Origin of the sequence: uncultured Wocania sp. (assembly GCF_964021735.1) — a bacterium.
Classification (GTDB): Bacteria; Bacteroidota; Bacteroidia; order Flavobacteriales; family Flavobacteriaceae; genus Wocania_A.
This window is the reverse complement of sequence record NZ_CAXIBN010000016.1, coordinates 1-13,292: the sequence shown is the minus strand read 5'-3', so window position 1 is coordinate 13,292 and position 13,292 is coordinate 1. Positions and strand designations below refer to the sequence as shown.

9 protein-coding genes are annotated in these 13,292 nt (G+C 32.7%); all 9 read right to left on the bottom strand.

The window, feature by feature from the left end; genetic code table 11:
• Positions 1-7: 7 nt before the first annotated feature.
• Complete coding sequence (locus AADI82_RS02735; protein WP_341214939.1) at positions 8-1,159, bottom strand: glycoside hydrolase family 18 protein; 1,152 nt, start codon at positions 1,157-1,159, stop codon at positions 8-10.
• Entirely contained in the window at positions 1,160-2,242 is a 1,083-nt protein-coding gene (locus tag AADI82_RS02730; protein WP_341214938.1) for a carbohydrate-binding family 9-like protein, read from the bottom strand. It lies immediately after the preceding gene.
• Between the two features lie 56 nt (positions 2,243-2,298).
• Positions 2,299-3,270, bottom strand: a complete 972-nt coding sequence (locus AADI82_RS02725; protein WP_341214937.1) for a glycoside hydrolase family 130 protein — start codon at positions 3,268-3,270, stop codon at positions 2,299-2,301.
• A 2-nt stretch (positions 3,271-3,272) separates the two neighbouring features.
• Complete coding sequence (locus tag AADI82_RS02720) at positions 3,273-5,150, bottom strand: sodium:solute symporter family protein (RefSeq protein WP_341214936.1); 1,878 nt, start codon at positions 5,148-5,150, stop codon at positions 3,273-3,275.
• Between the two features lie 29 nt (positions 5,151-5,179).
• Positions 5,180-7,429 (bottom strand): GH92 family glycosyl hydrolase, encoded by a 2,250-nt coding sequence (locus AADI82_RS02715; RefSeq protein ID WP_341214935.1) that lies wholly within the window; start codon positions 7,427-7,429, stop codon positions 5,180-5,182.
• A gap of 444 nt (positions 7,430-7,873) precedes the next feature.
• Positions 7,874-8,671: an endonuclease/exonuclease/phosphatase family protein gene (locus AADI82_RS02710; protein WP_341214934.1), complete on the bottom strand. Its 798-nt coding sequence runs from the start codon at positions 8,669-8,671 to the stop codon at positions 7,874-7,876.
• A gap of 54 nt (positions 8,672-8,725) precedes the next feature.
• Positions 8,726-10,285 (bottom strand): sulfatase, encoded by a 1,560-nt coding sequence (locus AADI82_RS02705; RefSeq protein WP_341214933.1) that lies wholly within the window; start codon positions 10,283-10,285, stop codon positions 8,726-8,728.
• 19 nt (positions 10,286-10,304) lie between these two features.
• Positions 10,305-11,930: a beta-N-acetylhexosaminidase gene (locus AADI82_RS02700; RefSeq protein WP_341214932.1), complete on the bottom strand. Its 1,626-nt coding sequence runs from the start codon at positions 11,928-11,930 to the stop codon at positions 10,305-10,307.
• Between the two features lie 170 nt (positions 11,931-12,100).
• On the bottom strand, positions 12,101-13,009 hold the full coding sequence (locus tag AADI82_RS02695) for an endonuclease/exonuclease/phosphatase family protein (RefSeq protein ID WP_341214931.1): 909 nt from the start codon (positions 13,007-13,009) through the stop codon (positions 12,101-12,103).
• Between the last annotated feature and the right edge of the window lie 283 nt (positions 13,010-13,292).

Below are 13,292 nucleotides of genomic sequence, written 5' to 3'. Positions count from 1 at the left end.
AACAACTTTATTTCATGCTTTTATAAAGTGTATTGAGCAACTCTTGGTCTTTATCTAAGCTATATTCCCAAAACATGGCACCACCTAAACCTTTTTCTTTAATATATGTCGCTTTTAATTGTACATCTTTTGGAGTATCGTACGAGATAAAAATACTATCGGTGGCACTCCATAAAAAGGAAGCTTTTGCAGATTCATCATAGCCTTTTTCGTAATTGCCTGATTTTATTTTTTCAAGAATTTGCCAATAAGAAATGATATATCCACCTTCATTGGCTGATGTGTACAAAGGAACATCTGTAGGCGGCACTTTTTCCCATTGTCTACCATAAAAAGGAATTCCCAAAACAAGTTTGTTTACAGGAACACCTGCTACAATATGTCTTTCAATGGCTTCTACGCCACTATTCCCGCCATATTTCTCTTTGTCTGAGGGATATAAATTTGCGTGATGCCCAGTTTGATACATCCAACCTTGATAAAAGTCATAGCACATGACGTTGATAAAATCAAGATATCTGTGTGCTTCCCCTAAATCGGTATTATCGATATATGCCTGATTAGCACCAGTAGCAATGGTCAATAAATAGTGAGTGTCGTCTTTTTCGCCCTGCACATTAAGTGCTTCTCGAATATCTTTTAAAAGTAAAGTAAAATTATCTTTATCGGCTGGACGAAAAACGTTGTCTTCTGCACGTTGGCCTGGATATTCCCAATCCAAATCAACCCCATCAAATTCATGCTTTTTAAGAAGTGCGACGCAGCTTTCTGCAAAAAGTTGACGTGATTCTTCATACGCTGCCATAGTTGAAAATTGATCAGACCAAACCCAGCCTCCGACTGAATATAAAATTTTTAAATCTGGATTTTGTTTTTTAAGACCAACCAAAGTAGAAATTTTTGCAGCATCAGTGTCTAACTCGAATGCTACCTTACCCTCTATAATGTTAGCAAAAGCAAAGTTGATGTGCGTTAGTTTTTTGGCATCAATTTTAGAAAAATCATATTCTTCATAACCAGCTGCATAGCCAATTATTTTATAATTTCCATTATTTTTTTTTTCAGTTATTACTACTTTTTTTGAAGTTACTTTTTTATTAGTTTCGTTTGAACATGCAAAAAATAGTATTACAAAAACTACATATACTAACTGTTTCATTTATTTATTTTCTTTATAAAAAGAGCCATCCTCCTTTATAATTAATACATTATTTGAAAACGGGCTTTTCGCTGAAATAGTCCATCCAAAACTATGAGTTTCAATAGTTGGCTTTATTTCATTTTTATCTATAGTTATTATAGGCATTTTTAAGTCATCAAGGGATGTTGCCGAAGTTTTATTTGCAGTATAATATGCTTTATTTGCACGAAAGAGTTCGTATAATTTCCATTTTATTTTATCGTCATTTGGAATAATAAAACTTTCGTTGTTACCCACTTCTTTTGAAGAAAAATAAACATAGCCCCAGTTTTCTGGCAAGTGCATATTTATAACACCGGTTGGTGACCAAACCCAATTGTACTCATGTAAAAACTTACCGTCTTTATCTTTTTTACGAGAATACACACCATTTGTGATATCGTGATTCCAATTGACTCTTGAAAAATTAACACGATAAAATTGGTCTCTTGGCACATTATCTTGATTATAAGCTGTTCTTAAATCTTTAAAAGGAATAGCAATTTCAAGCGTCCAACTTTTATCAATATCATTTGGGTTATTTAGTGTACCATTAACACTAACTGCTGACTTTAAGCCTGTATAATTCCAGTCATTTAGCACCACATTATCAAGTTCTCTGTAAGGTTTATTTATAAACAAGTCCCAAACCGTATTAAGAGCATTAATTTCTAATTCGTAATAATTATGAGTATCACCATCAGGGTCTATAAACACTTCAAAATCGTTATTATAAAAAATAACAGCGTCGCGTTCTGTTATATCACCCCAAACGTGTGGTTCTTTTATTTCGGCTAAAATATAATAGTAATTTTCATCCCAAAGCATTTTTACATTGGTTTTATATTTTGGTGTTTTAACACCTTCAATATCGATAAAATTATTCGTCCATTTTGCTTTTTCCCAAACCACTTCATCTGCTTTACCATCAATAGTTATGGCTTCCGAAATTTTATGAGCGACATAAGTTTGTGGAATAATTTCCTTTTTTGATTGTGCGCAACTTATTATTGAAACACAAAAAAAATATAGTGAAAAATATTTGTTTAAACTTTGATTCATTTTTATTCAAATGTTAAGACGTCTTGACTGCGATCAATGTGACAATTAAAATTATTCTATAAACTATTATCTTTTGTAAATTGAATGACTTCACTTAATCTTCCATAAGCTAACCCAACAACAGTATCTGCTGCACCGTAATAAATGGCTAATTTATCTGCTTCAGTATCATGTAATGCAGCACACGGAAATACTACATTAGGAACATCGCCTACCATCTCGTAATTTTCTGCTGGACCTAATAAATAAGGTTGTGTTCTATATTTTACTTTATTAGGTTCGTTTTCATCTAACAAAGCAGAACCCATAGCATACCGAAAACCATTACAGGTGTTTATAACGCCGTGATAAATCATTAACCAACCTTCGTCTGTTAAAATAGGAATAGGACCTGCTCCAATTTTTGTGCATTGCCATGCGCTATCCTCAAAATTTGTTGCTTTCATTACACAGCGATGTTCTCCCCAATATTTCATATCTGGGCTGTAGCTAATATAAATATCTCCAAATGGCGTATGCCCATTATCGCTAGGGCGACTTAACATAGCGTATTTTCCATTGATTTTCTGAGGAAACAATACACCGTTTCTATTAAATGGTAAAAAAGCATTCTCGCATTGAAAAAATTCTTTAAAATCAAAGGTATATCCTATACCAATGGTTGGACCATGATAACCGTTACACCATGTTATCCAATAACGGTCTTCAATAAATACCACTCGCGGATCGTATTTATAATCAGATTCAATCATATTGGTATTACCTGCTTGCATTTCGATGGGACTATGATTAATATCCCAATCGATACCATTTTTACTAAAACCAGCAAAAATATTCATTTGTACTGCTTTATTATCACATCTAAAAACACCCGCATAGCCATCTTTAAAAGATACTACCGCACTATTAAAGATACTATTAGAAGTTGGAATATCGTATCTGTTTATAATTGGATTAGCACTATGACGCCATATAACATCCTGACAACCTTCAGGTCTGTCTTGCCAAGGAAAAGGTTTGTTTTGCATTTTTAATTTTTATATTTTTTTACTTTATCTAACCAAGTGAATTTTAATATTATTGACGTTATAGCAAAAACTAACAATGCCCATAATGCATTTTGGTAGTCTCTTACCATAAAATAAATAGGCAATAAAATCATACTAGATTGCCAAATAACACCAATAATACAATTCATCATATCACTTATGAAATCATTATTTTTTGTAAACGATTCGTCTTCTTTTTTAATTGCTTTATACACAGGATTCCACCAACCCCATGGTCGTACATTGGTATAAAAGTTTTTAAGAGTCTCCATATTAGTTGCTGGTGTTAACCAAGTTCCTAAAAAGGATCCTAAAAGCGACACAAAGAAAATAATTGGAAATACATAGATGGCTGGTATTTGTGCTAAATCGTATAGCCAAGTATCAACCTCAAAATTAGCTTTATTTTGATCTAATAAAAACTGAAGTGTAGCAATAATTAAACCTGCCAACATACCCCAGAAATATCCCCAACCATTAAAGCGCCACCATATCCATTTTAAGAAATTTGAAGCAACGTAACCGCCATATAATGCACTTGTAATCCATAATGTTAAAGAGTTTATCGAATCTGCAAAGAACCCCATAACAACACCAACAATTACCACAGCAAATGATGCAATATGACTTGCTTTTATATAATGTTTAGATGATGCTTCTGGTTTAAAATATTTTTTATAAATATCGTTTACAATGTATGCTGGCCCAGAATTTACAAATGCTGAAAAGGTTGACATAAAAGCTGCTAAAAGTCCTGCTAACAGTAAACCCTTAATCCCTACAGGAACATGAAAATTAATAACCTTTGGAAGTATAATTTCTAAATCGTTAGACCCAATACTTTTTAGTGCACTCATTTCTGGAGTTAAAAAAACCAAACCGATAACTACAATACCACCAATTAATAGATAACGTGGAATAAAAAGCACCAAATTTGTAAATCCACTCATGTAAGCCGCTTCTTTAACAGAACGCGTTGACAAAATACGTTGCATATCGTAACTTGGTGTAGGTCCTGCAATACTTGCGAAAATGCCTTTAAATAAAGACATACCAATAAAGGCTCCAAACATTTTGTAGCCTTGAGAATCTATCAAATCGTTAAACGATTGGAGTTTTCCATCCCAGAAACCTTCAAGTTCCATTCCAAATAAAATGGAGTTCCATTCTTTAGGAATAACAGCTGCTATTTGTGCATCTGTAATCGTTACAAATGCATAAATGGTAATCAAAATACCCGCCAAAACCATAATTCCGTATTGCAACACTTCGGTGGCTACAACAGAAAACATTCCTCCTTTTATGGTATAAATCGTAGTTAGAAAAATAATGATGAGCGCATAACTTTGTTCAGAAGCTAATAAAGTACTATCGCCTAGCATAAAGGTTAAATCCCAAGGTAAAATGATAGTCATAAATTTACCAACACCTTCAAAAAAATACGCTATAAAACCAACTGATGCTATAATAGCAAAAATAGCGACAATAAGATGTGATGCTCTACCTGGTTTGTCATCGCCAAAACGTGTTAATATCCACTCAGAACCAGTCATTATATTAGAACGACGAATCCAAGCAGCAAGAAAAATCATGATGAAGATTTGATTCCAAATAGGCCAAATCCACATAAACATAAAACTTTTAGCCCCGTATAAAAATAGGATGCCAACCATCCACGCTGTTCCAGAAACATCAAACATTCCTGAGCCATTACTCAACCCTAAATAATACCATTTTATACTATTGCCTCCTAAAAAGTAAGAATCTAAACCTTTTGATGCTTTTTTAGAAATCCAAATCCCTACACCTAAAGTTAATACGATGTAGATTATAATTATTGATACATCAATGATATTCATTTGTTATTGGTTGTTAGTTAATTAGTTGCTTAGTTGTTGGTTATTCCCCAATTTTTATTAGGTTGATTTCCCATAACAAAATGTAGTGTACCACCTTGCATAATTTGTTTGTGCGAAATAGATGTTTGATTATATGTTTCCCCATTTAATGTAGCAGATTGTATATATATGTTTTTATCTGAAACCTGCTCTGCTTTAATAACAAATGATTTGTCTTCAGAAATTTTAATAGTCGCTTTTTCGAAAATCGGACTTCCAATCTCGTAATCACCTGAAGCAGGATTCATAGGATATAAACCAATAGAGCTTAAAGCATACCAAGCAGACATTTGTCCGCAATCCTCATTACCGCTCAAACCATTTGGTGTTGTATTGTATTGTGTATTCATAATGTAACGTGCCCAATATTGAGTACGCCATGGTTGATTTGCATGATTAAACATATAAGCAATATGGTGACTTGGCTCGTTACCATGTGCATATTGACCAATAAGTCCAGATATATCTGCCGAAACATTATCGCCCGTAATTTCAGAGCTTTCTGTAAATAATTGTTCTAATCGGTTGGTAAAAACCTCATTACTTCCATGAAGTTTTATAAAATCGTTAACAGCATGTGGTACAAACCAACTATGCTGCCAAGCATTACCTTCGGTATAATCGGTTTGTTCTCTATGGTTAGAATGTTTAGGATCGAAAGGTTCATTCCAAGATTTCCCATCCTCAGATTTTCCTCGCATAAAACCTGTTTCATTATCAAATAAATGCTGATAAGCTTTTGATCGATTCAAGAAAAACTCATAATCATCGTTTTTTCCTAATGCTTTTGCCATTTGCGCCACACACCAATCATCGTAAGCATATTCTAAAGTAATGGTAACCGATTCGTCTAATAAACTATACGGAATATAACCATGCTTTTTATAATGATTCAATCCACGTTCATCTTGCATCATGGTAGTTTTCATAGCTTCAAAAGCTTTTTCTGCATCAAAACCTCGAATACCCTTTTTATAAGCTTCGACAATTACAGGAATAGAATGATAACCTGTCATGGTGTTGGTTTCGTTCGCATATAGTGTCCAAACTGGTAGAATCTTTTTAGTTTCGTAATACGCCAACATGGTATTGATAATATCTGAAACCTTGTTTGGTGCAGTTAGTGTTAAAAGCGGATGTTCTGCTCTAAACGTATCCCAAAGCGACAATGTTGAATATGCTGTATAATTTTCGGCAGTTACAATTTCATCATTTTCTTTTCTGAATTGTCCATTTTTATCACTGTAAGTAACTGGCGCTAATTGCGCATGATACATAGCTGTATAAAATATGGTTTTTAATGAATCAACTGAAGTTTCAACTTCAATTTTTGTTAAGGCATCATTCCAAGTATTTTCGGCTTCAGTTTTAATAGTTTCAAAATTAAAATCGCCTGTTTCTAAATTGTCTTTAGCATTTTCAATACTTACTGATGATAGTGCTACTTTAGTGAATAATTGAGATGAATTATTAGCATCAAAAAATAATTGCACCGATGTTTTTTCACCTTCAGAAGATTGATGTTCTATACGATTTCCATCAGTAAAAATATGATGTTTCGTTATTGGTTTAGAAAATTTAGCGACAAAAAACACCTTTTGATTGGCTGCCCAACCTTTACTAAATCGGTAACCGCTAATAGTATAATCATCTTCAATAGTTATTGAGCTTTTAAGAACTCTATCCCAATTTATCGCAAATCCTAAATCGATAACTACTGCTTGTTTATCTTCTTTTTTAAATGTATATTTATGGTAAGCGGTACGTAACGCCGTGGTTAACTCAACATTCACATTATGGTCTTCTAAAAACACTTGATAATACCCTGGTGACGCTTTTTCGTTTTTATGATTGTATTTCGATTTATAAGCTAATGAATCTCGTGACAATGGTGTTGCAGATAAATCAACTTCTTTATTTATTGGCATAAACAACACATCTGCTAAATCGCCAATACCTGTACCACTTAACGCTAAATGACTAAAACCAACTGCAATAGAATCGGAATAATGATAGCCTGAACACCAATCCCAACTACTAATACCATTTACAGGAGTTACTTGTAGCATTCCAAAAGGAACGGTTGCTCCTGGGTATGTATGCCCATGACCGCCTGTGCCAATAAATGGATCGACATGAACAGTGTTTTTTGATGTGTTTTGAGCTATTTTTCTATCTTCTTTCTTACAAGAAATGAAGACTGTAAAAACAAGAATTATAAGCGTGTATTTGTTTAACATTTTATAAAGTGTTTTTATATTTTAAAAACTAAATAAATATCTTTAATTTAAACGGAGTGGTTAAGTATTTTAGACTAATAACAGTGTTGCATAGCTAAACAACAAAAAACAGCCATTCAGTTTTAATGCTAAAAAATTCTTATTTGGTTTTCATTACTAAAAATTATTTTATGTAAAAAGAAAATGCCTTCGTATAATTTTTTACAATATAACTAAAACGTATAACTTTTTAAATTTTAAAATCCTTTAAATAATTAAATCTTTTGATGCAAAGAAAGTATTGGTTGTTGTTTGATTACTAGTAGATTTTAATTAAATATATTCTTAATTTTGATATGTAGTTTATGATTATATTTTGAGTTAGTCACAATAATTTAATCAAATTAATTATGAGTTTTTTATTTAGTTTTTAAAGGGTAAATAATGTATTTGCCCTTTATTTTTTTACTCTTTTAACAATTCCAACACACTTAAAACAGGTCTGTGATCTGAAGCAATTTCTTCATCAATAACTTTTGTTTCAATTACACGCCATCTATTTGCTGGTCTAAAAAGAATATAGTCTATTTTTATTTTTGGATTTACTGCTGGATAGGTTGGTATGTTTTCCTTAAATGACTGCTTCCATTCTTGATAAAAAACCTGCATGGTTTCACTTTCTGGTGTAGCGTTTAAATCGCCTGCCAAAATGGTGGGCACTTCATCTTGAGAAAAAATAGCATTGATTTGTTTTGCTTGACTTATTCTGTCGGTTTCATCATTTGTATGGTCTAAATGTGTACCAATAAACCTAATGGAATCGCCGCTTTTAATTTGCACATTCACTTCCAATGCGGCACGAGGCTCTTTATTCTCCCTTGCTCCCAACGCATGGTTTTTTGTGCTTAAAAATGAATTTTTAGACAGCACGCCTTCTCCGTATTCGCCACCATCAAAAGGCATGGCTTTTCCAAAAACACCAACCATTCTTGTGCGTAAACCCAACTCGGTCACCAAATCCATTTTTAAAACCCTTTTGGTTTTAAAGTCTACTTCTTGCATAGCCACTAAATCTGGTTTGGTATCACTAATTATTTTTGCCAATAAATCTAAATCAAATGGTTTCTGAGCACTAACTGTTTCACCATGATAAATATTATAAGTTAGCACGCGAACTACCCGTGATGAATCTACTTTAGTTTGCGCATTAATCAACGAAAATAGCATGACAAATAGTAACCCGAAAATGTGTTTTTTAAACATGATTGTGAATTTTTAGTATTAAAGAAACTGAATTTATTTTTAATAATTATTTTACTAATAGTTTAGCACATCGTCGCTATCTGGCCAAGGGACTTGTTTATTTGTATCTGTGTATATTGGCATTTGCGCATTTACACTTCTTAAATAACTCCCTAAATCTTTAGCCAACGCTTTAAGCCTTGCTTTTTCTTTGGTGGCTAGGTTTATTGTTTCCCCAAGATCATCAGCAATATTGAATAGTTCGAAATTATTATCTAAATGATAGTAAATTAATTTCCAATCACCTTTCCGTATAGTACTTGTTGCTCCAATCCCTGGTCCAGTTGGCCCCCAATGGTTTGGATAATGCCAAAATAAAGCTCTGTTGTTATTATCTTGCTTTTCGCCTTTTAAAATTGACGTAAAGCTTTTTCCATCGACAGATTGAACCGTTTTAAAATCATCAATTCCTGCAAGTTCAATAATGGTTGGAAAAAAATCTTCGATAATTACGAAATCATCTGTTTCTGATTTTTCTTTAGTAACTCCTGGCCACTTTACAAGCATAGGCTCTCGAATACCCCCTTCGTGTACAGAGCCTTTTCCGCTCGACAAAGGCTTATTATGTGTATGCTTTTCACCACCACGAGCAACTGCGCTTAAACCGCCGTTATCTGACATAAATAAAATAATGGTATTTTCAGAAACTCCTTTTTCTTCCAAATGATTCATAATATCTCCCAAGCTCTTATCCATACCCTCTATTAATGATGCATATCTTGCTTCTATGGGATGTAGCCCTTGGTCTAAATATTTCTGTTCAAACCTAGCATCACCTTGAATTGGCGTATGTACCGCATAATGCGACATATATAAATAAAATGGCTTATCGTTAGCAACCGCTTTATCCATGGCGATTATGGCTTCTTTAGTAAGTGCTTCAGTAAGAAAAATATCTTTTCCGTGGTATTTTTCTAAACCAGGAACGTCCCAAATGGTGGTTTTACTATTTAAGTTTCTAAAATCGTCTGTCCCATAATAACTTCCTGGTTGGCCCGCAGCATGACCACCAATATTGACATTAAATCCTAACGCAATAGGGTCTGCACTTGGAGTTCCTATGGCTCCAAAATGAGCTTTACCAACATGAATAGTTTCATAGCCGTTATCTTTTAGTATTTGTGGTAATGGTGTAATATGGACTGAGCGTGGTACAGAATCGGTTGGCTGCGCACCATTCAAATTCCAATATGGCATTTTTAATCCTTTTGGGGGGCTTACCATTGAAATATCTCTTTTAAAAGTCCAATTGGTAACTTTATGTCTAGCAGCATTCATTCCAGAAATCAAACTCACTCGTGTTGGTGTACAAACAGGCGTTGCATAAGCTTGAGTAAATTTCATACCTTGACTAGCAAGTCGCTCCATGTTTGGTGTTTGATAGCGGTTGTTAAACACTGTTTTTTCTTTCCAAAACGGCACAGAGGTATCTTGCCAACCCATATCATCTATCATAAATAAAATGATATTAGGTTTTTCTTTAACGATTTCAACTTCTTTTTTATCTGATTTACATGAAATAATAGCCATAAAAAGGAAAAGAACTATTCCTATTTTATTTGATATTCTAATCATAAGCTTTCAAACTTTAGTTTTACTCAACATCTTTAAAATAATTGATTTCCAAACTATCCCAATGTTTTTGTATTTTTTTAAGAGCTCGTTTAAAACTCTTATAATCTTTATTTTCTAGTTGCGTCCAGCCTACCTCTGCATAAGCTGCAATTCTTGGAAATGTTTGTCTCTCAACATCAAGATTAGTTGGTGTCCATTCGCTCCACATTTGGCATCCTAAACCTAATATATTTTTATGATATTGCTCCTCTAAACCATCTGGAATAGGATTAAAGCCATAGGCTTTCTCTAAGCTAATAGACTTATAATTATAATCTAAGTAGGTATTGCTATGCAACGAGTTTACTATATCATAACCCTTTTTAGCAGCATCTCTTGCCAAATCTAAATCTCCTTTCCAGAAATGTACCACCACATTTTTGGCCAATTCGGTTTCGGCTTCTTTATCATGTTTCTTTTCTTCAAAACCTTGATGGATATTTTTCCCCAAAATCTCATTCCAGCCCATCATTCTTCTCTCATTTTTCTCCATAAATTGAGATATTTTATTGGTAAAATCAATTTGTAAATCGGCAGGTGTTTTAATGCCCTGTTCTTTCATGTATTTTTGAACAGATTTTGATTCTTCCCAAACTTTATAGCCTACTTCATCACCGCCTATGTGGATAACTTCTGAAGGGAACAATTCGAACATTTCGTTTAATACATCTTTTATAAACTTAATTACCTCAGGTTTTGTAACATCATAATTATCATATAAACGTCCAAATTTAATAGGCACATCAATATCTATTCCTGCAGTACCTAACCAAGTATAAGCCGCTATGGCTGCACTAGAGTGCCCAGGCATTTCAAATTCTGGAACTATAGTAATATTTCTTTCTGCTGCATAAGCTACTATATTTTTTATTTGTTCTTGAGTATAAAAACCTCCATGAGGTTTCCCTGAAGTTTTTCCGCTTTTCCAAGTTTCAATTTCACTGTCTGCTCTAAATGCTCCAATTTCTGTTAACAAAGGATATTTTTTAATTTCTATACGCCACCCAGCATCATCAATTAAATGCCAATGAAATACATTCATTTTTAACAATGCCATTTGGTCTAGCATTTGCTTTACAAACTTTTCCCCATGAAAATATCGTGACTCATCCAACATATAAGCCCGCCATTTAAAACGTGGTTTATCTTTAATATTAACTGTAGGTATTAAGTATTTAGCTTCATTTAGTCTTTCTGGAATTTCTTTTGACAGTAGCTGTTTTATGGTTTGCACTCCATAGAAAAAACCTCCATATCCATTGGCATTAACTGTTATTTGTTTTGGAACAATATTTAAATTGTACTCATCATCATTTAGAGAGGTGTCTTCTTTAAATATAATATCTGCATTTTCTTTATCGGTTTTCTGAAGATTTATTTTTATAGAATTTTTAAAAGATGTAATAAAATAATCACCTGCCATTTTAGCTTCTTTAGTATCAGCATAAATGGTCATGCTATCCTCTAATTCGAATGAGAATTTACCTAAAACCACAGAAGATGGTTGAGGAAGAATTGCTATTTCTGATTCTGAAAATGTCTTGTTTTTTTCATTGCAACTACTTAACAAAATAAGTATAAGTACTAAACGATAAATTATTTGCATATTTAGTTAATTTGATTAACAAAGATAAAGGATGCATGCACCTCTAACCACATATTTGATTGCTTTTTGTAATACAATTTATACTAATAATTATTTAAAAAGGCTATTTTAATGCATAAAATGAGTAAAATAAAACTCGAAAAGCCAATAACAATAAATCTATTAGTTTTTTATAATTGAAAACTAGTTACTACAAAACCATGATCTGAAGGAAAAATAATCTCTTTATCATTTATTTTGATAGGCTTATTAAAGAAGGCATTATATGTTTCTGATTTTATGGCTTTTAACTTAGACCCCTTGTAAAAAATGTAATCTATTCTATGAGAATCCTCTTTCCCTTCTACATCCCATGTAATTCCGGGATTAGACATAGGGTCTGGTTTTAAAACTCTAAAAGAATCTATAAATCCCATGTCTTCCAAAACCTTTGTTGCCCTCCATGGAACAACCAAATTATTATGTAATGCTTTAGTATTTTCATTCCAATCTAAATGCGAAGGTGTATTCATGTCTCCTCCAAAAATCATAGGTATTGAATCTGTTTCTTTGGCATACCGCTTAATGTATGGTAATACTTTTTGTATCATTTCATTACGTTTCCCATTATTCTCCCATGCTAGTAATTCTTCAACTGTTTTACCCATTTTTTCAGGTGCATCATTCCACGGTAAATAATGAAACCAATTAGAAAAAAATCTAATTTTTTGATTATTGACAATAATTTCCCTTCCTCCTAAATAAAAAGGATAATCAGTGTCTATACGATCTCCAAAAGGAAACTTTGAAAAAATCGACAAGTTAGTACCTTTATCATCTAATGAAGTTCCTTCGAGTGCTATTAAATGAAAGTTATATCCTAAAACCTCTGCAATTTCTTTCCCAGAACCGTAGGTTTCTACCATTAATACAACATCTGGATTAATCTCTTTTATAATTGCAATGGCATTTTCTTTACCATTTGGAATATCGTTGGCCCCATGTAAAATATTCCATGTCATAACCTTAAATGTAAAAGGTTCGGATTCTTTACAATTTGTAATAAAAAGCACTAGTAATAATAAGAAAAATACACGCATAACAATATGATTTATTTAAAGGTAGATATTTTTAGCCTATTTAACCCTTATTTTTATTTATTAAGCATAAAGTCATTAAACGGGCTATTTTACTAGTATTTAAGCAAATGCAATCTATATCATTATTGCATTTTATCGATTTTTTTTGCACTTCATGGAGTTTTTTTTAATTATTATTATATATTAGCCGCATAAAAATTCATTAAAACTCTCAAATCTGATGAAAAAAATTACTCTCATAAGTGCCATTTTTTTATTAATAGCACAAGTTACTTTCTCTCAA